The organism is Micromonospora sp. NPDC005087, from assembly GCF_042872965.1.
Lineage (GTDB): Bacteria > Actinomycetota > Actinomycetes > Mycobacteriales > Micromonosporaceae > Micromonospora.
Genome location: NZ_JBIALB010000016.1, coordinates 109,366 through 131,528, shown reverse-complemented (window position 1 = coordinate 131,528; position 22,163 = coordinate 109,366). Strand labels below are relative to the sequence as shown.

Below are 22,163 nucleotides of genomic sequence, written 5' to 3'. Positions count from 1 at the left end.
CGATCACCGTCCGGCGCGGCCGAGGCGGTCCAGGATCCAGGCGTTGATGAACGCCTCCTCGCGCCAGGCGTCGTAGCGGCCGCTCGGGCCGCCGTGCCCCGCGCCCATCTCGGTCTTGAGCAGGTAGTCGCCGCCCGGGGCGACCGCCCGCAACCGGGCGATCCACTTCGCCGGCTCCGAGTAGAGCACCCGCGTGTCGTTGAGGCTGGTCACCGCGAGGATCGCCGGGTAGTCCACCGGCGCCACGTTCTCGTACGGCGTGTAGGACTTCATGTACGCGTACACCTCGGGGTCGTCGAGGGGGTTGCCCCACTCCTCCCACTCGGTGACGGTCAGCGGCAGCGACGGGTCGAGGATCGAGGTGAGGGCGTCCACGAACGGCACCTGCGCGACGATCCCGGTGAACGCGTCCGGGGCGAGGTTGGCCACCGCGCCCATCAACAGGCCCCCGGCCGAGGCGCCCCGGGCGACCAGCCGGTCGCTGGCCGTCCAGCCGGCCTTGACCAGGTGTCGGGCGCAGGCGACGAAGTCGGTGAAGGTGTTCTTCTTGGCCAGCAGCTTGCCCTGGTCGTACCAGCGCCGGCCCAGCTCGCCACCACCCCGGGTGTGCGCCACCGCGAAGACCACACCCCGGTCCAGCAGCGACAGTCGGGCCACCGAGAACCACGGGTCCATGCTGGCCTCGTACGAGCCGTAGCCGTACAGCTCGCAGGGGGCCGAGCCGTCCCGGGGCGTGCCGACCCGGCAGACCAGCGAGATCGGCACCCGGGTGCCGTCGTCGGCCAGCGCCCAGTCGCGGTGCTGCTCGTACTCGGCCGGGTCGTACGGCCGCCCGTCCGGCCCGGGCAGCACCGGCTTCTGCCTGCGCAGCACCATCTGCCGGGTGACCAGGTCGTAGTCGTACACCGAGTCCGGGGTGACCAGCGAGGAGTAGCGCAGCCGGACCTGCCCGGTGCGGTACTCCGGGTTGGCGTCCAGCCCGACGCTGTACAGCGGCTCGGGGAAGTCGATGTCGTACTCGTCGCCGCTGCCGACCGGTAGCACCCGCAGCCCGGTGAGCCCGTCGGTACGCAGTGACACCACCAGGTGGTTCGCGAAGGCGTCCACGGCCTCCAGCCGGGTGCCGGGGCGGTGTTCGATCAGCGGCACCCAGTCGCCGGGAACGTCCGCCGAGGTGAACGCCAACGCGAAGTCCTCCGCGCCGTCGTTGTGCATGATCAGGAAGCGGTGGCCGTGGTGCTCCACCGTGTACTCGACGCCCTGCCGCCGCGGCGCGATCACGGCCGGCGCGCCGGTCGGGTTGGCCGCCGGGATCACCAGCACCTCGCTGGTGACTTTGCTGTGGATGTCGATCAGGATGAACTTCTCCGACCGGGTCAGCTCCACGCCCACCCAGAACCGCTCGTCGTCCTCCTGGTGGACCACCACGTCGTCGGCGGCAGCCGAGCCGAGGGTGTGCCGCCAGACCCGGTTCGGCCGCCAGGCGTCGTCCACCGTCACGTAGAACAGCACGGAGGCGTCCGTCGACCAGGCCGTGCCGTAGAAGGTGCCGGGGATCTCGTCCGGGAGCAGTTCGCCGGTGGTCAGGTCCTTCACCCGCAGCGTGAACCGCTCGTCGCCGGAGAAGTCGGTGGAGTAGGCCAGCCAGCGCCCGTCCGGGCTGACGTCGAAGGCGCCCAGCGAGAAGAAGTCGTGCCCCTCGGCCAGCAGGTTGCCGTCGAGCAGCACCTCCTCACCGTCCAGCGGCGCGCCGTCCGCACTGACCGGTGGGTCGGTCTCGGAGTCCCGGACCGCGCGCCGGCAGTGCACCCCGTACTGCTGCCCCTCCACCGTCCGGGTGTAGTACCAGTGCCCGCCCTTGCGGGTCGGCACGGTCAGGTCGGTCTCCCGGGTGCGCTGCCGGATCTCCTCGTACAGGTCCGCGCGCAGCTCGGCCAGGTGCGCCGTGCGCTCCTCGGTGTACGCGTTCTCGGCGGTCAGGTAGGCGAGCGTCTCCGGGTCGTCCTTGGCGGCGAGCCAGGCGTACTCGTCGACGACGGTGTCGCCGTGGTGGGTGCGCTCGGCGGGCACCCGCTTCGCCGTGGGCGGGGCAGTCTCGGTGGTCACGGCGGCCACGTTACCGGCCGGCCCGCTCCGCGCGCCGGACCAGCGGCATCCCGATAGTCGCCACCACGGCATTCGAACACATGTACGATGACCGACATGGCTGCAGCAGCGAGTTCCCTCGGCCGGTCCGGAGCCCTCGAGATCACCCGACGGTTGGCGGCGATCTGCGGTCCGCCGTTCGCCCGGCTCGCCGGTCCGGCCGACGAGGTGGCCGGTCGGCCGGCGCGTTGGGTGGCGGTGCCCGGCGGCCCGCACGCCGCGGCCGAGGTGCTGCGGCTGGCCGCCACGCACAACCTGGCGGTGGTGCCACGGGGCGCCGGCACGAAGATCGACTGGGGTGCGACACCCGCGCAGGTCGACATCATGCTCGACACCGGCCGGCTGGCCGGCATCGGTCACGAGCCGGTCGGCGCGCCGGTCGCCGAGGTCGGTGCCGGCACCCCGCTGCGGGCGGTGCAGGCCACTCTGGAGCGCACCGGGCAACGGTTGGCGATGGACGCCCCGTCACCCGGGGCGACGCTCGGCGGGGTGCTCGCCGCCGGTGAGGCCGGCCCGCTGCGGCACCGCCACGGCAGCCCCTGCGACCAACTCCTCGGCGTCCGCTACCTGGGAGCCGACGGCGAGCTGGTCAGCGCCGGCGGTGGCGCACCCGGGCTCGACCTGGCCCGGCTGCTCTGCGGCTCGCAGGGAGCGCTCGGCGTGCTGGTCTCGGCGAGCCTGCGGGTGCAGCCCGTGCCAGCCAGCCGGCTCTGGGTGTCCCGGCCCGTGTGGACGCCCCTGGAGGTGCACGACCTGGTCCGGACGATCCTCGCCGCCCGGCTGGAGCCGGCGGCCATCGAGCTGGACCTGCCGGCCGGGGCGCCCAGGCCGCGCACGCCGTACCCGCCCGGGCATCCGGCGACGACCGCCCGGGAGCGCCACCCGTCGATGTCCGGCCGATCCGGTGCCCCGTCCCGGGCGGGCAACCTGGTGGTGCTGCTCGAGGGTGGCCGGGCCGATGTCACGGAGCGCGCCGAGCGCCTGGTCGGCCTGCTGCACGGGGAGGCGACCGTCGCGCACTCCGCGCCGCCCTGGTGGCGCCGGTACCCGTTCGCGCCCGGCGACACGGCGCTGCGCCTGGAGGTGCCGATCAGCGACCTGCACGCCGCTGTCTATGCGCTGCGCGACGCGGCCGGCGCCCCGGTGCCGGTGCGAGGCTCCGCCGGGCTGGGTGTGGTGCACGCGGCGCTGCCCGGCGCGCTCGCCCCCGACCGGGTGGCGTCCATCCTGGCCGCCGTCCGGGGCGTGCTGCTGGCCCGGCAGGGTCGCTGCGTGGTGGTGTCCGCCCCCGCGCCGGTGCGGCAGGCCGTCGACCTCTGGGGCGAGCTGGCCGGCCTGGCCCGGCTGCGGGCCGCCAAGGAGCATCTCGACCCGGAACACCGGCTCGCCCCCGGCCGCCTCCCCGGCGGCCTGTGACACGAGCGCGCCCGCTGTGGTCGGCCGTGGGTCCAGCCACCGCCGGTGCGTGTCGAGCGGCGGCGGGATGACCGGGTGCGGTCTCAGACCGCGTCGTTGCGGAGCACCAGGATCGCGATGTCGTCCCGAGGCGGCTCGACCGAGAAGTTGATCGCGGCGGCGCGCAGCCGGGCGGCCACCACGTCGGCCGAGTATCCGGCCAGTGGCGCGGCCGCGTCCCGCAGCCGGTCGGTGCCGAACAACTCCCGGCCGCGCCGCCGCTCGGTGACCCCGTCGGTGTAGAAGACCAGGGCGTCGCCCGGGGCGAGCGTGATCTCCGCCGTCGGCGAGGTGATCGTGTCGAGCAGGCCCAGCGCGGTGCCCCCGGCGCCCACGAAACCGGCGCCGCCACCCGCGGCCAGCAGCACCGGCCGGTCGTGCCCGGCCAGGTGCAGCGAGACGTCCAGCCCGTCGCCGTCGCCCGGCCCGACCGCCGCCAGGGCCAACGTGCAGTACCGGCCGCCGCCCCGCTCGACCAACGTCTCGTTGAGTCGCGCCAGCGCCTCCGGCAACGGCTTGCCGTCGCCGACCAGCACCCGGATCACATCCCGGACCAGCCCGGTCACCGCAGCCGCCTGGACGCCCTTGCCCGAGACGTCCCCGATCACCACCAGCCAGCGGCCGTCGAGCATCGGCACCACGTCGTAGAAGTCGCCGCCCACCTCGGCGTCGTAGCCGGTCGGGACGTACTCGGCGGCGAAGCCGATCCCGTCAACCACGGGCAGCACCGGCGGCAGAAGCGACTGCTGGAGCGTCTGCGCCACCCGGCGGCGTTCGGCGTGGATCCGCGCGTTCTCGATGGCCAGAGCGGAGCGCCGGGCCACGTCCTCCAGCACCGACACCTCGTCCGGGTCGTGCCGGTGCCGCTGGTGCCGCCCCACCGTCAGGGTGCCGAGCCGCTGCCCACGTGCGATCAACGGGACCGCGAAACCCTCCATCGGCCCGCCGAGCGGGATCTGCCCCGCGCTGCGGGACGCCTCGCGCAGGCGGGCCTGGATCGAGTCCGGACCCGTCTCGGCCAGCACCTTGTGCAGCTGCGGCAGCACCGACTCGTCCGCGTGGCTGGCCGCCGCCAGCCGCAGCCGGCCCCACTCGTCGGTGGTGTGCACCGCACACCACTGGCCGAGCCGCGGCACCACCAGCTGCGGAATCAGCGCCATGGTCAGCTCGACGTCCAGCGACTGGGCCAACAACTCGCTCGCCTCGGCCAGGAACGTCAGCCATGTCTGCCGGCGGACGTCGGCCCGGCGCAGCCGGTCGTTCTCAAGGTGCAGCGACAGCCGCTCGGCGGTCAGCACCGCCAGCGGCTGGGCGTACGCCGACGGTGCGGCGTCCAGCTCCAGCTCGCCCGCGTACGGGCGGTGCACCGACAGCGGCACCCGGAGCAACTCCGTGTCGGCGCGGGGCTGTCGGCCGAAGCGGGCCAGCACCTGGCGGCCCTGGCCGTCGCCCCGGTCCAGGCGGATCATGCCGCCGGCCGCGCCGACCATTTCGGCCACCCGGCTGAGCAGGTTGGTGGCGAAGTCAGGCAGCGGATCGTCCGCGTACACGTCGGGGGCGGTCTGCATGAGTTCGCTCATCGCGCTGGCGCTCGGCGCGGAGCTGTCGATAGCGGCCCCCGGGCCGGCGCTGCCCGGCATCGACTCGCCACCCGCGGTGCCCTCGGCCGGCGGGTCGACGCCGGGGCGGTCCAGCCGGAACCAGACGCCCTTGCCGGTGGGCAGGTACGTGGTGCCCCAGCGGCTGGCGAAGTGGTCGACCAGCAGGAGCCCCCGGCCCCGCTCGGAGACCTCGTTGATCTCGGTGGCGTCGTTGCGGGTGCCCACGGTCAGCTCATCGCCCGACCCGGGCGCGAAGTCGGAGACGGTCACGGACAGCCCGACCTCGTCCGCCACGACCTCGATGTCCAGTTCGGTACGGGCGTGCTCGACGGCGTTGGTGGTCAACTCCGTGGTGAGCAGCAGCGCCTCGTTGGCCAGCTCGTCCAGGTGCGCCTCGGCCAGCGCCGAGCGGACCACCGCCCGAGCGGCAGCCGGCGTGCGCCGGTCAGCGGGCAGGCGGACACGCCGGACCGCCCCGCTCCGGGCCCCGGCAGTCGCGGGCCCCGCCTCGGCTGACACCCCCGTATCCTCCACCGTCCCCCTACCGGGTGCCAACCCGATCGGCCATTGCCGCCAACTCGCACGAAGGAAGGGCCCCCTGTTAACGCCTGCGGTAGAGCAGGGGCCCCTTCTTAACGTCGACCGGTTAGGCGCGATCGGTGCGGTGCGGCGGGGTTCGGCACCGGGGCGAGGTCCGCGACCGGCCGTTCCGAATCGACGGCATCGAGCGGATTCGAGGGTTAGCAGGAGCTGATCGGCGGGTCGCGAACCCTGGCACTGCGGCGCGCGCGGGCACAATATGGGTGGCGGCGTGTCCGCACGGACCGGCGCCCCCGAGTTGAGCGAGGAATGATGACCACGGCGAAGCAGTCGGTGGCGGATCCGTCCGCAGCCGACCACGAGGCGCTCCTCGGTGAGTTGACCGAGGCGCTGCGGCGGGTCCGTCGCGGCGACCTGAAGGTCCGGCTTCCCCGCCGCGCCGGTAAGGGCGGCGAGGTGGCGGACGCCTTCAACGAGGTGGTCTCGCTCCAGGAGCGCCAGTACCTGGACCTGCGGCGGATCAGCCGGATCGTCGGCCGGGACGGCCGGCTCACCGAGCGTCTGGACGACGAGGGGCTGGACGGGTCCTGGGCGGAGGGGCAGCGGGCGATCAACTCGCTGATCGACGACCTGGGCCGGCCGACCACGGAGATCGCCCGGGTCATCGTGGCGGTCGCGGACGGCGACCTGTCGCAGCACATGGCGCTGGAGATCGACGGCCGGCCGCTGCGCGGTGAGTACCTGCGCATCGGGCGCACGGTCAACACGATGGTCGACCAGTTGTCGTCGTTCTCGAACGAGGTGACCCGGGTCGCCCGTGAGGTGGGCACCGAGGGCAAGCTGGGCGGTCAGGCCGACGTCCGGGGCGTCGCCGGCACCTGGAAGGACCTCACCGACTCGGTCAACACCATGGCGTCGAACCTGACCGGCCAGGTGCGGTCGATCTCGCAGGTGGCGACGGCGGTGGCCAAGGGCGACCTGTCGCAGAAGATCACGGTCGGCGCGCGCGGTGAGGTCGCCGAGCTGGCCGCCACGATGAACTACCTCACCGACACGCTGCGGCTCTTCGCCGAGCAGGTGACCCGGGTGGCCCGCGAGGTGGGCACCGAGGGCAAGCTGGGCGGCCAGGCCGAGGTGCCGAACGTGGCCGGCACCTGGAAGGACCTCACCGACAGCGTCAACTCGATGGCGTCGAACCTGACCGCGCAGGTCCGCAACATCGCCCAGGTCTCCACGGCGGTGGCGCGGGGCGACCTGTCGCAGAAGATCACCGTGGCGGCGCAGGGCGAGATCCTGGAACTGAAGGACACCGTCAACACGATGGTGGACCAGCTGTCGTCGTTCGCCGACGAGGTGACCCGGGTGGCCCGCGAGGTAGGCATCGAGGGCAAGCTGGGCGGTCAGGCCCAGGTACGCGGGGTCTCCGGCACCTGGCGGGACCTCACCGAGAACGTCAACCAGCTGGCCGGCAACCTGACCAGCCAGGTCCGCAACATCTCTCAGGTCTCCACGGCGGTCGCCAAGGGTGACCTGTCGCAGAAGATCACGGTGGACGCCCAGGGCGAGATCCTGGAGCTGAAGAACACGGTCAACACGATGGTGGACCAGTTGTCGTCGTTCGCCGACGAGGTGACCCGGGTCGCGCGCGAGGTGGGCACCGAGGGCAACCTGGGCGGCCAGGCGCAGGTCAAGGGCGTCAGCGGTACGTGGCGGGACCTGACGGACAACGTGAACTCGATGGCGTCGAACCTGACCAGCCAGGTCCGCAACATCGCCTCGGTGACCACGGCCGTCGCGAAGGGCGACCTGAGCCAGAAGATCACGGTGGACGCTCGGGGCGAGATCCTGGAGTTGAAGTCCACGGTCAACACGATGGTGGACCAGCTGTCGTCGTTCGCCGACGAGGTGACCCGGGTGGCCCGCGAGGTGGGCACCGAGGGCAAGCTGGGCGGCCAGGCGCAGGTACGCGGGGTCGCCGGCACCTGGCGGGACCTGACCGACAACGTCAACTCGATGGCGTCGAACCTGACGGCCCAGGTGCGCAACATCGCCCAGGTCTCGACGGCGGTGGCGAAGGGTGACCTGTCACAGAAGATCACGGTGGACGCTCGGGGCGAGATCCTGGAGTTGAAGTCCACGGTCAACACGATGGTGGACCAGTTGTCGTCGTTCGCCGACGAGGTGACCCGGGTGGCCCGTGAGGTGGGCACCGAGGGCAAGCTGGGCGGTCAGGCGCAGGTGAAGGGTGTCTCCGGCACCTGGCGGGACCTGACCGACAACGTCAACTCGATGGCGTCGAACCTGACCAGCCAGGTCCGCAACATCGCCTCGGTGACCACTGCCGTGGCCAAGGGCGACCTGAGCCAGAAGATCACGGTGGACGCGCAGGGCGAGATCCTGGAGCTGAAGTCCACGGTCAACACGATGGTGGACCAGCTCTCGTCGTTCGCCGACGAGGTGACCCGGGTGGCCCGTGAGGTCGGCATCGAGGGCAAGCTGGGCGGTCAGGCGCAGGTGAAGGGTGTCTCCGGCACCTGGCGGGACCTCACCGAGAACGTCAACCAGCTCGCCTCGACGCTGACCACCCAGCTGCGGGCCATCGCGCAGGTGTCCACGTCGGTGACCCGCGGCGACCTGACCCAGCGGATCGCGGTCAAGGCGCAGGGCGAGGTCGCCGAGCTGAAGGACAACATCAACCAGATGATCGTCACCCTTCGGGAGACGACCAAGAAGAACGCCGAGCAGGGCTGGCTGGACTCGAACCTGGCCCGCATCGGCGGTCTGTTGCAGGGCCAGCGGGACCTGGGCGAGGTCTGCCGCATGATCATGACCGAGGTGACCCCGCTGGTCGACGCCCAGCTCGGCGCCTTCTTCCTGGCCGACGACACCGACGGCAGCATGCGGCTGCGGTTGACCTCCTCCTACGGGTACGTGGCGCGGGGGCACGACGTCACCTTCGGGCCGGGCGAGGGGCTGGTCGGGCAGACCGCGCTCTCCCGCCGGACGATCCGGGTCAGCGCCTCCCCGAACAGCCGGCTCACCCTGCGCTCGGGGCTGGCCGAGACACCCCCGTCCGATCTGGTGGTGCTCCCCGTGCTGTTCGAGGGGGAGCTGCTCGGGGTGATCGAGTTCGCCAGCGTGGCGGCCTTCTCCGAGCTGCACCTGTCGTTCCTGGAGCGGCTGGTGCTGACCATCGGCATCGCGGTCAACACCATCCAGGCCAACCGGCGTACGGAGGAGCTGCTGGCCCAGTCGCAGCGGCTGGCGCACGAGCTCCAGGAGCAGTCCGCGGAGTTGCAGCGCACCAACGCCGAGCTGGAGGAGAAGGCCACGCTGCTCTTCGAGCAGAAGGGCAACATCGAGACGAAGAACCGGGAGATCGAGCTGGCCCGGCTCGGCCTGGAGGAGAAGGCGCAGCAGCTCACCCGGGCCTCGGCGTACAAGTCGGAGTTCCTGGCCAACATGAGCCACGAGCTGCGGACGCCGCTGAACTCGTTGCTGCTGCTGGCCCGGCTGCTGGCGGAGAACTCGGAGCAGAACCTCAACCCGAAGCAGATCGAGTTCGCCCGGACCATCCACAGCGCCGGCTCGGACCTGCTCAGGCTGATCGACGACATCCTGGACCTGTCCAAGATCGAGGCAGGGCGGATGGACGTCGAGCCGACCGAGATCCGGTTCGCGGAGATTCGCGGCTACGTGGAGCAGGCGTTCGCACCGGAGGCCGAGGAGAAGGGCCTGGACTTCCAGGTGCGGGTGAGCAAGGATCTGCCGCCGGCGCTGGTCACCGACGCGCAGCGGTTGCAGCAGATCCTGCGCAATCTGCTCTCCAACGCGGTGAAGTTCACCGACAACGGCGCGGTGACGTTGCGGATCGGCCCGGCGGCGGAGAACGTGGTGTTCGACGTTCCGGCGTTGACCAACGCCCAGCAGGTGATCGCGTTCACCGTGATCGACACCGGGATCGGCATCTCCGACGACAAGCTGTCGATCATCTTCGAGGCGTTCCAGCAGGCGGACGGCACCACCAGCCGCCGTTACGGTGGCACCGGCCTGGGCCTGTCGATCAGCCGTGATCTGGCTCGGCTGATCGGCGGCACGATCACGGTGGCGTCGGCGCCGGGGCAGGGGTCGACCTTCACCCTGTTCGTGCCGCACGTGCTGGCCCCGGATGCGGTGGTCGCGCCTGCGCCACCGTCCCCGCAGCGTGCCGGCCTGCCGTCGTCGCTGCTGATGCCGCCGCTGGAGCTGCTGCCGCAGCGGCCGGAGGCGCCGGCCACCCGACAGCTGGACGGCGCGACCGTGCTGATCGTGGACGACGACGTGCGCAACGTCTTCGCCCTGACCAGCGCGTTGGAGCTGCACGGGATGACCGTGCTGTACTCGGACAACGGGGCGGACGGCGTCCGCCTGCTGGCCGAGCATCCGGAGGTGGACATCGTGCTGATGGACGCCATGATGCCGGACCAGGACGGGTACGAGACCACCCGCCAGATCCGGCGTAGCCACCGGTTCGCCGACCTTCCGGTCGTCTTCCTTACCGCGAAGGCGATGCCGGGCGACCGTGAGTCGGCGCTCGCGGCCGGGGGCAGCGACTACATCACCAAGCCGGTAGACCTGGACGATCTGATCGAGTTGATGTCGTCCTGGATCAGCGGCAGCCGGACCGAGGAGACTTCGTGACCCAGATGGCCAAGGCGCTGCTCGTGGACGACCGGCGGGAAAATCTGATGGCCCTGGAGGCGATCCTCCAGGGCCTGCCGGTTCAGTCGGTGGCGGTGGAGAGCGGCGAGGCGGCGCTCAAGCAGCTGTTGGTGGACGACTTCGCGGTGATCCTGCTGGACGCGCAGATGCCGGACATGGACGGCTTCGAGACGGCCAGCCACATCAAGCGCCGGGAGCGGACCCGGCACGTGCCGATCATCTTCCTCACCGCCGCTGACCGGGACGCGCAGCTCGCCCTGCGCGGGTACCAGGTGGGCGCGGTGGACTACCTGACCAAGCCGTTCGATCCGTGGGTGCTGCGGGCCAAGGTGTCGGTCTTCGTCGAGCTGTGGGTGAAGACCCGGCAGTTGGCCGCCCAGTCGGACCTGGTGCGGGAGCGCGACACGCAGTGGCGGCGGCTCACCGACGCGGTCGACGAGGCGACCACGCTGCTCCGCTCCGACGAGCCGGAGAGCCGGGACCGTGCGGTGCGGCTGCTCGAGCAGGCCCGCTGGGGCAACACCTCCTGACCGGGACGCTCAGGCCTCGCCGGGCCGGATGTGGCCGGTGGCGGCGCGCCGGGCCCGCCAGCGCTCGCCCAGCGAGTCGATTTCCTCTTGCACGAAGAGGAAGAAGTCGCGCATCTCGGCCACTCGTTCGCCGGCCGGCGTGTCTGGCCCGAGGGCGGCCACCCCGGACTCGGCGACGTCGATGAACGCCTTGTAGATCCCGGTCTTGGTGATGGTCGCCTCGTACCAGGGGTTGTCCGGCATCCGGTAGCGATCCCGGCGGGACCTCGGGACCGGTTCGCGGACCAGCATGCTGAACTGGGTGAGGTAGCGGACCGCACCGCTGACCGCCGCCGCGCTCACTCCGAGCCGCTCGCCGATCTCGGCGGCGGTCAACGGGTCGTCCGAGCTCATCACGGTGAACAGCACCCGGGCGGCCATCCGCGGAGAACCGACCTCGGCGAAGGTCAACGCCATCCGCTCGACGAATAGGTGCACCGGGTCGTGGCCGTCGGTGGCTGCCATGACGATCTCTCCTGCCTGCTCGTGTGGCCCCGATGGTGCCCCGGATCTCACAGTCTTCACAACTTTGTGAAACGAGTGTAGCTTCCGATACATGGAAACTCCCATTGAGGTGTCCGGCCTGGTCAAGACCTTCGGCCGGACCCGGGCGCTCGACGGTCTCGACCTGACCGTCCGCGCCGGCGAGGTGCACGGCTTCCTCGGCCCGAACGGCGCCGGCAAATCGACCACCATCCGAGCGCTGCTCGGCCTGCTGCGGGCGGACGCGGGGGCCGTCCGACTGCTCGGTGGTGACCCGTGGCGCGACGCGGTGGCCCTGCACCGCCGGCTGGCGTACGTGCCGGGCGACGTGACGCTCTGGCCCAACCTCTCCGGCGGGGAGGTCATCGACCTGCTCGGCCGGATGCGCGGCGGTCTCGACCCGGCCCGCCGGGCCGAGCTGCTCGACTCGTTCGAGCTGGACCCGCGCAAGAAGGGCCGGGCGTACTCCAAGGGCAACAGGCAGAAGGTCGGCCTGGTGGCCGCCCTCGCCTCGGACGCCGAACTGCTCATCCTGGACGAGCCGACCTCCGGCCTGGACCCGCTGATGGAGGAGGTCTTCCAGCACTGGGTCCACCGGGCGAAGGCCGACGGCCGCACCGTGCTGCTCTCCAGCCACATCCTGGCCGAGGTGGAGGCGCTCTGCGACCGGGTGACGATCATCCGCAACGGTCGGGACGTCGAGACGGGCACCCTGACCGACCTGCGCCACCTGCGACGAACCTCGATCGAAGCCGAGCTGACCGGCCCGGTCGACGGGCTGGGGAAGCTGGCCGGCGTGCACGACCTGCGCGTGGACGGGCCCCGGGTGCGCTTCGACGTGGAGAACGGCGCGCTGGACGCCGCCCTGCGCCGACTCACCGAGATCGGCGTACGCAGCCTGGTCAGCCAGCCGCCGACGCTGGAGGAACTGTTCCTGCGGCACTACCAGGCCGAGCCGGCGGTGCGCTCATGAGCGCGTTCACCGGCACGAGGCACCTGGTGCGACTGATCCTGCGCCGGGACCGGGTCGTGCTGCCGATCTGGATCCTGCTGCTGGCCGTGCTGCCGGCCAGCTACGCCGGCACGTACGCCGAGCTGTACCCGACCGCCGCCGAGCGGGCCACGTACCTGGCCGGTACGGCGAGCAACCCGTCGATCGTCGCCCTGCTCGGCCCGGTGTACGGCGACAGCGTCGGCGCGCTCACCGTCCAGCGGGCCGGCCTGCTGGCGTTGATCGCCGCACTGGTCAGCGTGCTCACCGTGGTCCGGCACACCCGGACGGAAGAGGAGGCCGGCCGGCGCGAGCTGCTCGGCGCCACGGTGCTGGGCCGGTACGCCGGGCTGACCGCCGCGCTGCTGGTGACGTACGCCGCGAACCTGCTTCTCGGCCTGCTCACCGCCGGCAGCCTGGTCGCCGCAGGCCTGCCCGGTGCCGGCTCGCTGCTCTTCGGCGCCGGGCTGGCGCTCACCGGCATCGTCTTCGCCACGCTCGGCGGGCTGGCCGCGCAGCTCACCGAGAGCGCGACCGGGGCGCGCGGGATCGGCCTGGCCGCGCTCGGGCTGGCCTTCGTGCTGCGGCTGGCCGGCGACGCGGGGGGTTCCGGCGGCACCGGCGGGAGCGCGGAGTGGCTGAGCTGGCTCTCCCCGCTGGGCTGGTCGGCCCGGGTTCGGGCCTTCGCCGACGAGCGCTGGTGGGTGCTGCTGCTGCCGGTGCTGTTCAGTGCGGTGGTCGCGCTCGTCGCGTACCCCGTCTCGGTGCGCCGCGACCTCGGCGCCGGGGTGTTCCCGCCCCAGCTCGGCCCGGCGACCGCGGGGCCGCGGCTGGCGGGCCCGTTCGGCCTGGCCTGGCGGCTGCATCGGGGCCAGTTGCTCGGCTGGACCGTCGGGTTCGGGCTGCTCGGCCTGGTGCTCGGCGGCGCGGCGGATGCCGCCGGCGACGCGGTGCAGGGCAATCAGCAGGTCGCCGAGATCCTGGCACGGTTGGGTGGCACCTCCGCGCTCGCGGAGGCGTACCTCGGTGGGACGTTGAGCCTGACCGCGCTGGCCGCCGCCGGGTACGGCATCCAGGCCGCGCTGCGGGCGCGGGCGGAGGAGACCGCCGGGCGGGCTGAACCGCTGCTCGCCACGGCGGTGAGCCGGACCCGCTGGCTGGCGGCGCACCTGCTCTTCGCCCTGCTCGGCCCGGCGGTGGTGCTCTCCGTGACCGGGCTCGCCACCGGGCTGGCATACGGCCTCAGCGTGGGCGACGTCGGGGGCGAGCTGCCCCGGCTGCTCGGTGCCGGCCTGGCCCAGGTGCCGGCGGCCTGGGTGCTGGCCGGGCTGGCGGCGTTGCTGGTCGGCTGGCTGCCCCGGTTCTCCACGGGCGCCTGGGCGGTGCTCGCCGGCTGCCTGCTGCTCGGTCAGCTCGGTGCGGTGCTGGAGCTGGACCAATGGGCGCTGGACCTCTCCCCGTTCACCCACACCCCACAGGTCCTCGGCCCCGACTGGACCGTCACCCCGCTGGTCGCCCTGGCCGCCGTGACAGCCGCCCTGACCGCGGCAGCCCTGAAAACCTTCCAAACCCGGGACGTCCCCACCCCCTGACCGGCCCGATCCAAGGCGTTGATCATGAGGTTATTGCCGACAAATGGGACAGGAAGTGGCAATAACTTCATGATCAACAGGGGAGGCGCGGGCCGGCGGGGAGGGGGAGGGGTCAGCCCGCGGGCTGGTCGTTGCGGATCATCAGGGCGCTGCGGAGGCCGGTGATGTCCAGGACGCGGATCAGGAAGTCGCCCACGTGGGTCAGCATCAGCAGGCTCTGGGCATGGCTGGCCTTGCGGCTGAGCACGACCAGGGTGCCCAGGCCCTGCGAGTCGCAGAAGGTGACGCCACCCAGGTCGAGCACGATCCGCGGGGGCGGGTCGGCCAGCACCTCGTTGACCACGGTGGAGAGCTGCGCGGCCGTGAGCATGTCGATCTCACCGGCCAGGCGCAGCACGGCTTCGTCGCCCGTCCGGTGGAGCGTGATGGACAGTTCGGCGCGATCCACCCGGTCAGCCTAGCGCGATCCGGACGACCCGGCCTGTCGAGGCCGACAGCCACCGCCGTCCCGTGTCGGCGCCGCGGCCGGGGGCCGGAGGCGGGTGAGCCCGGTAACCCCAGCCCGGGGTGGCTGCTGATTGGCCGTCCGCCGCTGACACAATGGCGGCATCGTGACCGACACCTTCTCCGCCGGATCCGGCCGCTACCCGGCCGACGCTCCGGCCTCCGAGGCCCTGTTCCACCGCGCCCGCGCCATCGTGCCAGGCGGGGTGAACTCCCCTGTGCGCGCCTTCCAGGCGGTCGGCGGCACCCCCCGCTTCATGGTTCGAGGCGAGGGTCCCTGGCTGCACGACGCCGACGGCCGCCGCTACGTGGACCTGGTCTGCTCCTGGGGTCCGCTGATCCTCGGGCACGCGCACCCGGAGGTGGTGGACGCCGTGCAGGCCGCCGCCGCTCTGGGCACCAGCTTCGGCACCCCCACCCCGGCTGAGGTGGAACTGGCCGCCGAGATCGTCGACCGGACGCCGGTGGAGCAGGTACGCCTGGTCAACTCCGGCACCGAGGCGACCATGTCGGCGATCCGGCTGGCCCGCGGCTTCACCGGCCGCTCCAAGATCGTTAAGTTCGCCGGCTGCTACCACGGGCACGTCGACGCGCTGCTCGCGTCCGCCGGCTCCGGCGTGGCCACCCTGGGCCTGCCCGACTCGCCCGGCGTCACCGGCGCGGCGGCCAGCGAGACGATCGTGCTGCCGTACAACGACATCAGGGCGGTCGAGGAGGCCTTCGCCGCCGAGGGTCCGCACATCGCCGCGGTGATCACCGAGGCCGCCGCCGGCAACATGGGTGTGGTCGCCCCCCGCGACGGCTTCAACCAGCAGCTCGCCCGGATCGCGCACGCGCACGGCGCGCTGCTCGTGGTGGACGAGGTGATGACCGGGTTCCGGGTGTCCCGCGCCGGCTGGCACGGCCTCGACCCGTCCGACGCCGACCTGTGGACGTACGGCAAGGTCATGGGTGGCGGGCTGCCCGCCGCCGCGTTCGGCGGGCGCGCCGAGATCATGGCGCGGCTCGCCCCGGCCGGCCCGGTCTACCAGGCCGGCACGCTCTCCGGTAACCCGCTGGCCTGCGCCGCCGGCCTGGCCACCCTGCGGCTGGCCGACGACGAGCTGTACCGCCGCCTCGACCAGACCGCCGCCGTCGTGGGCAAGCTGGCCGCCGACGCGCTGGCCGCCGCCGGGGTCCCGCACCGACTGTCGTACGCGGGCAGCATGTTCTCCATCTTCTTCACCGACGCCGACGTGGTCGACTACGACAGCGCCCGCACGCAGCAGGTGCCGGCGTTCAAGGCGTTCTTCCACGCGATGCTCGCCGCCGGCGTCTACCTGCCGCCAAGCGCGTTCGAGTCGTGGTTCGTGTCGGCGGCGATCGACGACGCCGCTCTGGAGCAGATCGCCGCCGCGCTGCCGACGGCGGCCAACGCGGCGGCAGCGGCGGGTCACGGGGGGTAGCGGTGAGCGCGAGGAGTGAGCCGGTTTTGCGAGCCCCGCAGTCGCGAACGAGGGGGGCGCAGCAGTGAGCAAGACGGTGGTCCACGTGCTTCGGCACGGCGAGGTGCACAACCCCGACCAGATCCTCTACGGCCGGCTGCCCGGTTTCCGCCTCTCCGAGCTGGGTGTGCAGATGGCCAAGGCCGCCGCGCAGGGGCTGGCCGAGCGGGAGATCGTGCACGTGGTGGCCAGCCCGCTGGAGCGCGCACAGCAGACCGCCGAGCCGATCGCCGCCCAGTTCGGGCTGCCGGTCGGGGTGGACGAGCGGCTGATCGAGAGCGCCAACTGGTTCGAGGGCAAGAAGGTGTCGCCGGGCGACGGGTCGTTCCGCGACCCGCGCAACTGGTGGGTGCTGCGCGACCCGGTGACCCCGTCCTGGGGCGAGGCGTACCGGGTCATCGCGGAGCGGATGTTCGCCGCCGTGCACGCCGCCCGGGTCGCCGCCGAGGGACGCGAGGCGGTGCTGGTCTCGCACCAGCTCCCGATCTGGACGCTGCGCCGGTACGTCGAGCGCAAGCGGCTCTGGCACGACCCGCGCAGGCGGCAGTGCGGGCTGGCCAGCCTCACGTCGTTCCACTTCGACGGCGCGAAGGTGGTGGGCATCGGCTACAGCGAGCCGGCAGCGCACCTGATCGCCCTCTCCGCGACCGCCCGGACGGCCAAGGGCGCCTGATGAACGCCCGGAGGTGGACCGCCGGCCTGCTCGCCACCGTCGCCGCGGTGGCGCTGGTCGGCTGCACGTCGCAGGGCCGGGAGAAGACCTGCACGACCACCTCCGACGGGGTCATCGAGTGCGCTCCGGACCAGCGTTCGGCACCTCCGACGCTCGCCGGTGAACTGCTCACCGGCGGCAGCTACGACGTCAGCGAGGCCCGCGGCCAGGTCGTGGTGGTCAACTTCTGGGGTTCCTGGTGCGCGCCGTGCCGCGCGGAGGCGGACGACCTGGAAGCGACCTACCAGGCCACCAAGGGCTCCGGGGTGAACTTCCTCGGCATCAACGTGCAGGACCAGCGGGACAAGGCCAAGGCGTTCGAGGAGGGCCGGGTCACCTATCCGAGCCTGTTCGACCCGCCGAGCAAGCTGGCGCTCGCCCTGGACATTCCGCCGAACAGCATCCCGGCGACGGTGGTGCTGGACCGGGAGGGCCGGATCGCCACGGTGATCCGGGCGGCGGTCAAGCAGGAGGGCCTGCAACCGATCGTCGAACGGATCGCGGCCGAGAAACCGGCGCCGAACTGATGGGCGAGACCTTCCGGGAGTTGGCCCTGAGCGGGCCGCTGCTGCTCGCCATCGGCGCCGCGGCGCTCGCCGGCCTGGTCAGCTTCCTCTCCCCATGCGTGCTCCCGCTGGTCCCCGGCTACCTCTCGTACGTCACCGGCCTCGCCGGCTCCGACCTCGAAGGCAGTGCAAGGAAGGGCACCTTATTAACGCCTGCGGTAGAGGAAGGGCCCCCTCTTAACGCTGCGGAGGCACGCGACGGCGACGGCGGGGGTGTCGCGGTAAGGGAGCGGATCGCACGGGCCGGTGCCGTCAAGGGCCGGGTGCTCGCGGGAACGCTGCTCTTCATCGCCGGCTTCACCGTCGTCTTCGTGGCCACCGCGATCCTGTTCGCGAGCATCGGTCGGGTCTTCTTCGACTACGAGCGCCAGCTGGAGATCGTGATCGGCGTGCTGATCATCGTGCTCGGGCTGGGCTACCTCGGGATGATCCCGGCCCTGCAACGGGAGTTCCGGATCTCCCGGCTGCCGTCCGCAGGGCTGCTCGGCGCACCGGTCTTCGGCGCGGTCTTCGCGCTCAGCTGGGTGCCCTGCACCGGCCCCACGCTCGGCGCGGTGATGGGCATGGCCACCGCGAGCGGGCAGAGCGACCGCGCCGTGGTGCTCGCCGTGGCGTACTGCCTCGGGCTGGGGATACCGTTCGTCGTCTTCGGGCTGGGTTTCCAGCGCCTGCTCGGGGTCTTCCGCGCCGTCCGGCGCAACAGCCGCTGGGTCACCCGGGTCGGCGGCGCCCTGCTCATCCTGATCGGCCTGGCGCTGGTCACCGGCGGATGGCAGAGCTTCGTGATCTGGTTGCAGACCACCGTCGGGGTGGGCGAGGTGAGCATCTGATGACGGTCGTGGACGACCGGCCGGAGACCGCGGCCCCGGCGCCCCGGCGCCGCCCCAACCGGCTGCTGGCGCTGCTGCGCAACTCGTGGCGGCAGTTGACCAGCATGCGTACGGCGCTGATCCTGCTCTTCCTGCTCGCGGTCGCCGCCATCCCCGGCTCGGTGCTGCCGCAGCGCGGGATCAGCCCGGAGAAGGTCAACCAGTACTTTACCGACCACCCGGATCTGGCCCCCCGGCTGGACCGGATCGGCGCGTTCGAGGTCTTCGGCTCGGTCTGGTTCTCCGCGATCTACCTGCTGCTGTTCACCTCGCTGATCGGCTGCATCACGCCCCGCCTGCGCGACCACGTCCGGGCGCTGCGGTCCCGGCCGCCGGCCGTGCCGAAGCGGATGAAGCGGTTGCCGCAGCACGCGCTGCTGCCCGCCCCGGCGGGTGGCGCGGCGGCCATCGCCGAGGTGCTGCGCAAGCGGCGGTGGCGGGTGGAGGTGCGCGGCGACGAGGTCTCCGCCGAGAAGGGCTATCTCAAGGAGACCGGCAACCTGCTGTTCCACACCTCGCTGATCGCCGTGCTGATCGGCGTCGCGCTCGGCTCGTGGTACGGCTGGAGCGGCAACCGGCTGCTGGTGGCGGGCACGGACAACGCCTTCTGCAACACCCGGCAGCAGTACGCCGAGACGAAGCTCGGCCCTCGGGTCGACAGCGAGGACCTGCCCCGCTTCTGCCTGCGGCTGGACGACTTCCAGGCCCGGTTCCTGGCCTCCGGCCAGCCGGAGTTCTTCAACGCCCGGGTGACCGTCGACGGCCCCGACGAGCCGACCCGCAGCGCGGACTTCTCGGTGAACTCACCACTGCGGTTGAACGACGCGAACGTCTACCTGCTGGGCCACGGGTACGCCCCGGTCATCCGCTACACCGACCGGTTCGGCCGCTCCCAGGTCAGCGACGAGCCGTTCCTGACCACCGGCGACATGGGCCTGACCGGCGAGGGGCTGGCGGCCTTCCCGGACGCGAACGTCGACCCGCGGACCGGCCAGCGCGCGCCGGACGAGCAGATGGCGTTCACCGGCATCTACCTGCCCACGGCCCCGCAGCAGGCACCGTTCGCCCGCTCGGAGTACCCGACCGAGCGCAACCCGGCGCTCAACCTGGTCGCCTACCGGGGCAACCTCGGCCTGGACGCCGGCATCCCCGGCTCGATCTACCAGCTCGACCAGCGGCAGGTGCGGACCGGCAAGGTCAAGGAGGTCGGCACCAAGCTGCTCCGCAAGGGCGAGACCTGGACGTTGGACGACGGCAGCAAGGTCGAGTTCCTGGGCACCGAGCGGTACGTGACCCTCTCCGTGCGGCACGACCCCGGCTCGACGATGCTGCTGATCAGCTGCGGTTTCCTGCTGGTGGGGCTGATGGGGTCGCTGTTCGGGCGGCGCCGCCGGGTGTTCTTCCGGGTGATGCCGGCCGACCCCGCGGAAGGATCTCCGACGGGCGGTAGTAGTTTGATGGAGGTCGGCGGGTTGCCGCGCACCGACTATCCAGGGTTCGCCGACGAGTTCGCCCAGCTCGTCGCCGCGGTCCGCGGTGATGAGCGACCGGGCACGGGTGCTGACTCCAGTGACCGGGCCGGCGTGCGAGAAGGGACCGAGTGATGTCCGCACTCTCCGACAATCTGGTGACCTTCGCGATCCTGGCGTACCTGGTCGCGATGATCTGCCATGCCGTGGAGTACGCACTCGGCAACACTCGCGCCCGGGTCGCCGCGGCTCCCGCCCGCGAGCTGGTGGGCGCCGGCGTCGGGGGCGGCGGCGTACCCGCGTCGCCCGCGCCGGTCCCGCCGTCGGCCGTGGTGGACCGCTCGGCGCGGCGTGCCCGGATCGCCGGACTGATCGCGGTCGGGGCCACCGGGCTCGCGGCCGCGCTGCACCTGGCGGCGCTGGTCACGCGGGGCCTCGCGGCCGACCGGATGCCCTGGGGCAACATGTACGAGTTCGTGCTCACGGTGACGTTCATCGGGGTCGCGGCCTGGCTGGTGGTGCTCTGGAAGCGCCCGTCGCTGCGCAAGCTCGGGCTGTTCCTCACCCTGGTGATGGTGCTGCTGGTGGCCACCGCCGAGCTGGTGCTGTACGTGCCGATCGTGCCGCTGGTGCCGGCGCTCAACTCGTACTGGTTCGTCATCCACGTCTCGACGATCGTCTTCTCGTCGGGCATCTTCCTGCTCGGCGTGGTGCCGGCGGTCGGCTACCTGATGCGCGCCGGGTACGAGCAGGGCAAGCGGAGCTTCCCGTACACCCTGGCCAAGCGTCTGCCGGGTGCGGTCAGCCTGGAGCGGCTGACCTTCGCGCTGCATGCCTTCGCCTTCCCGATCTTCACCTTCGCGGTGATCGCCGGGGCGGTCTGGGCCGAGGCGGCCTGGGGACGGCCGTGGGGCTGGGACCCGAAGGAGACCTGGGCGTTCATCTCCTGGGTGGTGTACGCGGGCTACCTGCACGCCCGGGCCACGCCCAGCGTCAAGCGCAACGTGGCCACCTGGCTGGCGGTGCTCGGCTTCCTCACCATGCTGATGAACCTGTTCGGCGTGAACATCTTCTTCACCGGCCTGCACTCGTACGGCGGCCTCGACTGAGCAGCTCGTCGATTCGCAGGGTGACCTGGTAGGCCACCTCCGGCACGTCGGCCAGTTCGATGCGTTCCGCGCGCAGCGCGAGCTGCGCGTGCAGCTCCCGGGCGACCGCGTCGCGCAGCTCGGCCAACAGGGGTGAGAGTCCGTCCGGGTCCCCGACGATGTACGCGTCCGACATGCCCTCAGGCTCCGCCCCCGCGGGGTCGGGGCGCCAGAGCCGGTGACATTTCCCGCGGTCAGGCGCCGAACCAGCCGGGCACGTCGAGGCGGAACCAGTTCGCGGGGGTGACGCTGCGCAGGTCGTCCTCAATGGCGGTGACCCGCTCCGGGCCGAGCGTGTCCGCCCATCGCTGCCGGAGCTGGTCGAAGATGACCGCCGAGCGTCGTAACCCGTCGTGCCCGCGCTCGGTCATCCGGACCAGCTTGCGCCGGGCGTCCCGCGGGTCGTCGGCCCGCTCCAGGTAGCCGAGGGCGACCAGCCGGTCCACCGTCTTGCCGGCCGCCTGCTTCGAGACGCCCAGCCGCTGCCCCAGCTCGCTGGCGGTGGTGCCGTCGGGGCCGACGGCCTGGAGCACGAACCCATGCAGTGGTCGCAGCTCCGGATGCCCCTCGCGGGCCAACTCGGCGTGCAGGTCGTCGATGAGCGTACGGAAGCCGGCCAACAGCAGCAGGGGCAGCAGGAAGCCCGGCCGTCCCGGATCAGCCGTTGCCATCTTCGACAACCTCGTTTACTATTTCGTCAACCACGTTGACCATCCTACCGGACGCGTCGCCGACACCCACGCTGCGAGAGCAGGTAACCATGTCCGTCTTCACCGCCCACACCGTCGACACCGCGCCCGCCGCCGCCCGCCCGACCGTCGAGGGAGTACGCCGCCGCCTCGGCTGGCTGCCGACCCCGGTGGGGCTGATGGCCGGGTCGCCACAACTGCTCGCCGGCTTCTTCACCGCGAGCGCGGGCTTCGAACAGACCGCCCTCACACCCTTGGAGCGGGAGGTGGTCATCCTGACCGTCTCGACCACCCACGAGTGCCACGTCTGCGTCTCCCTGCACACCGGCAAGCTCACCCAGCTCGGCGCGAGCACCGAGCTGATCACCGCGCTGCGCGCCCGCACGGCGCTGGCCGAGCCACGGCTGGAGGCACTGCGCCGATTCACGCTGGCCGTGCTCGACCACCGGGGCGCGGTGCCCGACGACGAGTTGGACGACTTCCTCTCCGCCGGCTACCAACCACGGCACGCGTTGGACGTGGTGCTCGGCGTCGGTGCGTACACCATCTCCGCCTTCGCCAACCGGCTCACCCGCGCGCCGCTCGACCCGCCGTTGGCCGCCCATGCCTGGACGCCCGCCGCCTGAGCCGCCACCCGCCGTCCGC

The 22,163-nt window shown here is 72.0% G+C and carries 18 protein-coding genes; 12 read left to right on the top strand and 6 right to left on the bottom strand.

The genetic code is table 11. From position 1 onward, the window contains the following. Window positions 1-3: 3 nt before the first annotated feature. On the bottom strand, window positions 4-2,106 hold the full coding sequence (locus tag ACFYPS_RS29090; protein ID WP_354967264.1) for a S9 family peptidase: 2,103 nt from the start codon (window positions 2,104-2,106) through the stop codon (window positions 4-6). A 96-nt stretch (window positions 2,107-2,202) separates the two neighbouring features. Here ACFYPS_RS29090 and ACFYPS_RS29085 point away from each other — a divergent pair, with 96 nt between their 5' ends. After that, a complete protein-coding gene (locus ACFYPS_RS29085) occupies window positions 2,203-3,561 on the top strand; it encodes an FAD-binding oxidoreductase (RefSeq protein ID WP_354967265.1) in 1,359 nt (452 codons plus the stop codon). An 83-nt stretch (window positions 3,562-3,644) separates the two neighbouring features. Here the strand turns inward: ACFYPS_RS29085 and ACFYPS_RS29080 are convergent, their stop codons facing one another. After that, window positions 3,645-5,720 carry a SpoIIE family protein phosphatase gene (locus tag ACFYPS_RS29080; RefSeq protein ID WP_387328501.1) on the bottom strand — a complete coding sequence of 692 codons (2,076 nt, stop codon included), beginning with the start codon at window positions 5,718-5,720 and terminating at the stop codon, window positions 3,645-3,647. A gap of 333 nt (window positions 5,721-6,053) precedes the next feature. Here ACFYPS_RS29080 and ACFYPS_RS29075 point away from each other — a divergent pair, with 333 nt between their 5' ends. Both ACFYPS_RS29075 and ACFYPS_RS29070 read left to right on the top strand, forming a co-directional pair. Continuing rightward, window positions 6,054-10,421: a HAMP domain-containing protein gene (locus ACFYPS_RS29075; RefSeq protein WP_387328498.1), complete on the top strand. Its 4,368-nt coding sequence runs from the start codon at window positions 6,054-6,056 to the stop codon at window positions 10,419-10,421. Next, window positions 10,418-10,972 carry a response regulator gene (locus ACFYPS_RS29070; RefSeq protein WP_354967268.1) on the top strand — a complete coding sequence of 185 codons (555 nt, stop codon included), beginning with the start codon at window positions 10,418-10,420 and terminating at the stop codon, window positions 10,970-10,972. Before ACFYPS_RS29075 ends, ACFYPS_RS29070 begins: the two co-directional genes overlap by 4 nt. Before the next feature lie 9 nt (window positions 10,973-10,981). On the opposite strand, the gene ACFYPS_RS29065 is transcribed toward ACFYPS_RS29070, so the two are convergent. Then, entirely contained in the window at window positions 10,982-11,476 is a 495-nt protein-coding gene (locus ACFYPS_RS29065) for a MarR family transcriptional regulator (RefSeq protein ID WP_354967269.1), read from the bottom strand. 91 nt (window positions 11,477-11,567) lie between these two features. Between ACFYPS_RS29065 and ACFYPS_RS29060 the strand changes: the two genes are divergently transcribed. Both ACFYPS_RS29060 and ACFYPS_RS29055 read left to right on the top strand, forming a co-directional pair. Continuing rightward, the gene (locus ACFYPS_RS29060; protein ID WP_354967270.1) at window positions 11,568-12,467 is read left to right on the top strand and encodes an ABC transporter ATP-binding protein; all 900 of its coding nucleotides are present in this window, start codon (window positions 11,568-11,570) and stop codon (window positions 12,465-12,467) included. Then, window positions 12,464-14,077, top strand: a complete 1,614-nt coding sequence (locus tag ACFYPS_RS29055) for an ABC transporter permease (RefSeq protein WP_354967271.1) — start codon at window positions 12,464-12,466, stop codon at window positions 14,075-14,077. The genes ACFYPS_RS29060 and ACFYPS_RS29055 overlap by 4 nt, the downstream gene beginning before the upstream one ends. Before the next feature lie 112 nt (window positions 14,078-14,189). On the opposite strand, the gene ACFYPS_RS29050 is transcribed toward ACFYPS_RS29055, so the two are convergent. Next, entirely contained in the window at window positions 14,190-14,525 is a 336-nt protein-coding gene (locus ACFYPS_RS29050; RefSeq protein WP_053652159.1) for an STAS domain-containing protein, read from the bottom strand. A gap of 163 nt (window positions 14,526-14,688) precedes the next feature. Between ACFYPS_RS29050 and hemL the strand changes: the two genes are divergently transcribed. From hemL to ccsB, 6 genes are all read left to right on the top strand, one after another. Then, entirely contained in the window at window positions 14,689-16,026 is a 1,338-nt protein-coding gene (gene hemL / locus ACFYPS_RS29045; RefSeq protein ID WP_354967272.1) for a glutamate-1-semialdehyde 2,1-aminomutase, read from the top strand. Window positions 16,027-16,090: 64 nt separating this feature from the next. Then, window positions 16,091-16,738, top strand: a complete 648-nt coding sequence (locus tag ACFYPS_RS29040; protein WP_354967273.1) for a histidine phosphatase family protein — start codon at window positions 16,091-16,093, stop codon at window positions 16,736-16,738. Beyond that, window positions 16,738-17,304: a TlpA disulfide reductase family protein gene (locus ACFYPS_RS29035; RefSeq protein WP_354967274.1), complete on the top strand. Its 567-nt coding sequence runs from the start codon at window positions 16,738-16,740 to the stop codon at window positions 17,302-17,304. Before ACFYPS_RS29040 ends, ACFYPS_RS29035 begins: the two co-directional genes overlap by 1 nt. After that, entirely contained in the window at window positions 17,304-18,173 is an 870-nt protein-coding gene (locus ACFYPS_RS29030; protein WP_354967275.1) for a cytochrome c biogenesis protein CcdA, read from the top strand. Before ACFYPS_RS29035 ends, ACFYPS_RS29030 begins: the two co-directional genes overlap by 1 nt. Next, entirely contained in the window at window positions 18,173-19,816 is a 1,644-nt protein-coding gene (locus ACFYPS_RS29025; RefSeq protein ID WP_354967276.1) for a cytochrome c biogenesis protein ResB, read from the top strand. Before ACFYPS_RS29030 ends, ACFYPS_RS29025 begins: the two co-directional genes overlap by 1 nt. Beyond that, the gene (ccsB, locus tag ACFYPS_RS29020; RefSeq protein ID WP_354967277.1) at window positions 19,816-20,790 is read left to right on the top strand and encodes a c-type cytochrome biogenesis protein CcsB; all 975 of its coding nucleotides are present in this window, start codon (window positions 19,816-19,818) and stop codon (window positions 20,788-20,790) included. The genes ACFYPS_RS29025 and ccsB overlap by 1 nt, the downstream gene beginning before the upstream one ends. Here the strand turns inward: ccsB and ACFYPS_RS29015 are convergent. After that, window positions 20,756-20,965, bottom strand: coding sequence for a hypothetical protein (locus ACFYPS_RS29015; RefSeq protein WP_354967278.1), 210 nt, complete (start codon window positions 20,963-20,965; stop codon window positions 20,756-20,758). The genes ccsB and ACFYPS_RS29015 overlap by 35 nt on opposite strands. A 58-nt stretch (window positions 20,966-21,023) precedes the next feature. Next, complete coding sequence (locus ACFYPS_RS29010; RefSeq protein ID WP_354967279.1) at window positions 21,024-21,500, bottom strand: MarR family transcriptional regulator; 477 nt, start codon at window positions 21,498-21,500, stop codon at window positions 21,024-21,026. Between the two features lie 89 nt (window positions 21,501-21,589). Between ACFYPS_RS29010 and ACFYPS_RS29005 the strand changes: the two genes are divergently transcribed. After that, on the top strand, window positions 21,590-22,144 hold the full coding sequence (locus tag ACFYPS_RS29005; RefSeq protein WP_354967280.1) for a carboxymuconolactone decarboxylase family protein: 555 nt from the start codon (window positions 21,590-21,592) through the stop codon (window positions 22,142-22,144). Window positions 22,145-22,163 lie beyond the last annotated feature (19 nt).

Bases quoted from the DNA above. Each gene is read 5' to 3' on its own strand.
- ACFYPS_RS29085 (WP_354967265.1), top strand. From the start codon at position 2,203: ATGGCTGCAGCAGCGAGTTCCCTCGGCCGGTCCGGAGCCCTCGAGATC.
- ACFYPS_RS29075 (WP_387328498.1), top strand. From the start codon at position 6,054: ATGACCACGGCGAAGCAGTCGGTGGCGGATCCGTCCGCAGCCGACCAC.
- ACFYPS_RS29065 (WP_354967269.1), bottom strand. From the start codon at position 11,476: ATGGCAGCCACCGACGGCCACGACCCGGTGCACCTATTCGTCGAGCGG.
- ACFYPS_RS29060 (WP_354967270.1), top strand. From the start codon at position 11,568: ATGGAAACTCCCATTGAGGTGTCCGGCCTGGTCAAGACCTTCGGCCGG.
- ACFYPS_RS29055 (WP_354967271.1), top strand. From the start codon at position 12,464: ATGAGCGCGTTCACCGGCACGAGGCACCTGGTGCGACTGATCCTGCGC.
- ACFYPS_RS29035 (WP_354967274.1), top strand. From the start codon at position 16,738: ATGAACGCCCGGAGGTGGACCGCCGGCCTGCTCGCCACCGTCGCCGCG.
- ACFYPS_RS29030 (WP_354967275.1), top strand. From the start codon at position 17,304: ATGGGCGAGACCTTCCGGGAGTTGGCCCTGAGCGGGCCGCTGCTGCTC.
- ACFYPS_RS29025 (WP_354967276.1), top strand. From the start codon at position 18,173: ATGACGGTCGTGGACGACCGGCCGGAGACCGCGGCCCCGGCGCCCCGG.
- ccsB (WP_354967277.1), top strand. From the start codon at position 19,816: ATGTCCGCACTCTCCGACAATCTGGTGACCTTCGCGATCCTGGCGTAC.
- ACFYPS_RS29015 (WP_354967278.1), bottom strand. From the start codon at position 20,965: ATGTCGGACGCGTACATCGTCGGGGACCCGGACGGACTCTCACCCCTG.
- ACFYPS_RS29010 (WP_354967279.1), bottom strand. From the start codon at position 21,500: ATGGCAACGGCTGATCCGGGACGGCCGGGCTTCCTGCTGCCCCTGCTG.
- ACFYPS_RS29005 (WP_354967280.1), top strand. From the start codon at position 21,590: ATGTCCGTCTTCACCGCCCACACCGTCGACACCGCGCCCGCCGCCGCC.